Source organism: Pseudomonas sp., from assembly GCF_037994325.1.
GTDB lineage: Bacteria > Pseudomonadota > Gammaproteobacteria > Pseudomonadales > Pseudomonadaceae > Aquipseudomonas.
Genome location: NZ_JBBNAH010000224.1, coordinates 1 through 3,046, shown reverse-complemented (window position 1 = coordinate 3,046; position 3,046 = coordinate 1). Strand labels below are relative to the sequence as shown.

General features: G+C 59.2%; 2 protein-coding genes. One reads left to right on the top strand and one right to left on the bottom strand.

Annotation, left to right across the window (positions count from 1 at the left end):
* Positions 1-52 precede the first annotated feature (52 nt).
* Positions 53-1,051: an AraC family transcriptional regulator gene (locus AAAB16_RS07565; RefSeq protein ID WP_340662795.1), complete on the bottom strand. Its 999-nt coding sequence runs from the start codon at positions 1,049-1,051 to the stop codon at positions 53-55.
* A 348-nt stretch (positions 1,052-1,399) separates the two neighbouring features.
* On the opposite strand from AAAB16_RS07565, the gene AAAB16_RS07560 reads away from it, so the two are divergent.
* On the top strand, positions 1,400-2,704 hold the full coding sequence (locus AAAB16_RS07560) for a dicarboxylate/amino acid:cation symporter (protein ID WP_340662794.1): 1,305 nt from the start codon (positions 1,400-1,402) through the stop codon (positions 2,702-2,704).
* Positions 2,705-3,046: the final 342 nt, after the last annotated feature.

Here is a 3,046-nt window from a genome sequence, read left to right as displayed (position 1 = left end):
CACTTCGTCATCCCCGCGCAGGCGGGGATCCTCACCCGTCGCCAAAGGACCATTAGCTCTCCTGCGCCCTATACGCCCCAGGGGTTAACCCCGTCCATTTCTTAAACGCCCGGTGAAATGCCGAGGGCTCGGAAAACCCCAGCTGCTCAGCAATATCCTGAATCGCCAGGTTATCGCGCCCCAGGTGGTAAATCGCCAAGTCGCGGCGCAGGTGATCTTTCAGCTCCTGAAAGCTCGAGCCTTCTTCACGCAAATGCCGGCGCAAGGTTTGCGGGCTGATATGCAGCTGCTGCGCCACCGCGTCCAAGTCTGGCCAGTTGGCGCAGTCACGGCCGAGCAGGCGACGAATCTGGCTGATCAAGCTGTCGCCGCCATCCGGGCGGGCGAGCAAGTCGGCGGGGGAGTGCTCGAGAAAATGCTTAAGCGTGCGTTCATCCTGCAGCAGCGGCATGGCCAGGTAGCGCGTCTGAAATAGCAGGCTGGTGTGCTCGGCATTAAAGCGCCGCGGGTTGGGGAATAGCAGGTCGTACTCGGCACTGTGCTCGGGCTCGGCATAGTTAAAGCTGGCTTCCTCCAGGCGAATACGTTGGCCGATCAACCAACTGGCCAGGCGATGCCAGATCACCAGCAGGCTTTCCACCAAGAAGTGATCAGGGTCGATCAGGTTGGAGTCGTCCACCGTTAGCCGCGCCCAATCGCCATCGCGGCTCAGGGTGATTTTCGGCGCATCGTCGAACAGGCTGTAGAACAGCGTGCCGCGCAGCAGCGCTTTTTCCAGGGTGTGGCAGTGGATCAGGGCGTAACACATCATCGCAAAGGTGCCGGGCTTACTGCGGCGCTGGCCAAAGCCCATGTACTCGTCCGCCAGCGCTTCCCATAGGTGTTGCATGAGTCGGGCAAATTGCTCCGGCGCCACCCGGGCACGGGGCTCGTCCAACAGCGCCGGCTGAATATTCACCTCACGTAAAATCGCGCCGCAGTCCAGGCCTTGGCGCTCGGCACCGCGCAGGGCGGCGCGGACAAAATGGCTGGCGATGGTGCGTTCACGCATTAGCTAGGCTCGGCAAAGTAGGGCGGGTCGATGGTAAGCACCGAGGCCGTGCGGGAACAAGCACTCAAGCGCGGGCTATGCTTTTTGCAGGCTTTGGCGGGGGATATCCGCCAGGCCTTGGCGGAAAGCCGCCAAAAGCATCGGTAGATTGCCCGGGTTCTGTTGCTAAAGCCCTGTATTTACTGGGTTTTAGTATTTTGTAAAAGAATGGCATGACCTCTGCAATAGGCGATGCAGGCTTGCAGCATACGCAAGCTGCCAACAACAAATCCCTCCGGTTCAGGAGGGTTAGCGCACAGGCAGCGCGCGCACCCGGAGTGGTGCCGTGCGGTCGTTGAGGAACATGCCATGACCCGTAAACCGTTCTATAAGGTTCTCTATGTTCAGGTTCTGATAGCCATCGCTATCGGTGTATTGCTTGGGCACTTCTACCCAGACACTGCTGTTGCCCTCAAGCCGCTCGGCGACGGGTTCGTCAAACTGATCAAAATGATCATCGCCCCCATCATTTTCTGCACCGTGGTTACCGGTATTGCCGGCATGCAGAGCATGAAGGCCGTTGGTAAAACCGGCGGTTACGCGCTGCTCTACTTCGAAATTGTCTCCACCATCGCTCTGCTGATTGGCCTGGTCGTGGTCAACATCGTGCAGCCAGGCGTTGGCATGAACATCGACCCGGCTTCGCTGGACACCTCAGGCATTGCTGCTTACGCCGCTGCCGGTGAAAAGCAAAGCACCATCGAGTTCATCATGAACGTCATCCCGGCTACCGTAGTCGGTGCCTTTGCTGGCGGTGACATTCTGCAAGTGCTGTTCTTCTCGGTACTGTTCGGCTACGCCCTGCACCGCGCTGGCGACTACGGTCGTCCGGTGTTCGAGTTCATCGAGCGTATCTCCCAGGTGTTCTTCGGCATCATCGGCGTGATTATGAAAGTCGCTCCGCTGGGTGCTCTGGGTGCCATGGCCTTCACCATCGGTAAATACGGTGTCGGCTCCTTGGTGCAACTGGGCTACCTGATGGCGTGCTTCTACATCACCTGCCTGCTGTTTGTGCTGGTTATCCTCGGTGGTATCGCCCGCTTCCACGGCTTCAGCATCCTCAAGTTCATTCGCTACATCCGTGAAGAACTGCTGATCGTACTCGGCACCTCGTCGTCGGAAACCGCGCTGCCGCGCATGATCGACAAGATGCAGAAACTGGGCGTGAACAAATCGGTGGTGGGTCTGGTTATCCCCACTGGCTACTCGTTCAACCTCGACGGTACTTCCATCTACCTGACCATGGCGGCGGTATTTATTGCCCAGGCCACCAACACGCAGATGGATGTTTCCCACCAGATCGCCCTGATCCTGGTACTGCTGATCGCCTCCAAAGGTGCAGCGGGCGTAACCGGTAGCGGCTTTATCGTACTGGCCGCCACGCTGTCCGCTGTCGGCCACCTGCCAGTTGCTGGCCTTGCGCTGATCCTGGGTATCGACCGCTTTATGTCTGAGGCTCGCGCCCTGACCAACCTGGTTGGTAACGGCGTGGCCACCATCGTGGTCGGCAAATGGTGTGGCCAGCTGGACAACGACACGCTGCAGCGTGAGTTGGCCCAAGGCGCCACGGCGGACGTAGTGGTAGAAGGCGAGAGCAAACCCGCCCACAGCTAATTTCCGTATAACGGTTTACTGCCCCTTCACGAGAGGGGCGGCTCCTTACAGCCCATCGAGTGATGGGCTTTTTTTTATCTAAAATTTGGGGCTGTGCGCAGTCGAAGCGGCTGGCAGCAGATGGTAGTGGCGGTCTTTTTTATCGTGTGGGCGGAACGATTGGTCTCGCGCCTTTCGCGGCTCCTGCCGCTCCCCCCTTGCACAACGGCTCCGCTCGGCCTGAGATGAACGGGGACGGGTAGATCACAAGCCAGATCAAAAGCCCCTCACCCCCGGCCCCTCTCCCGCAAGCGGGCGAGGGGTGACGAAAACTCACGACCTCACTCGGTCAGCTCCCTCTCC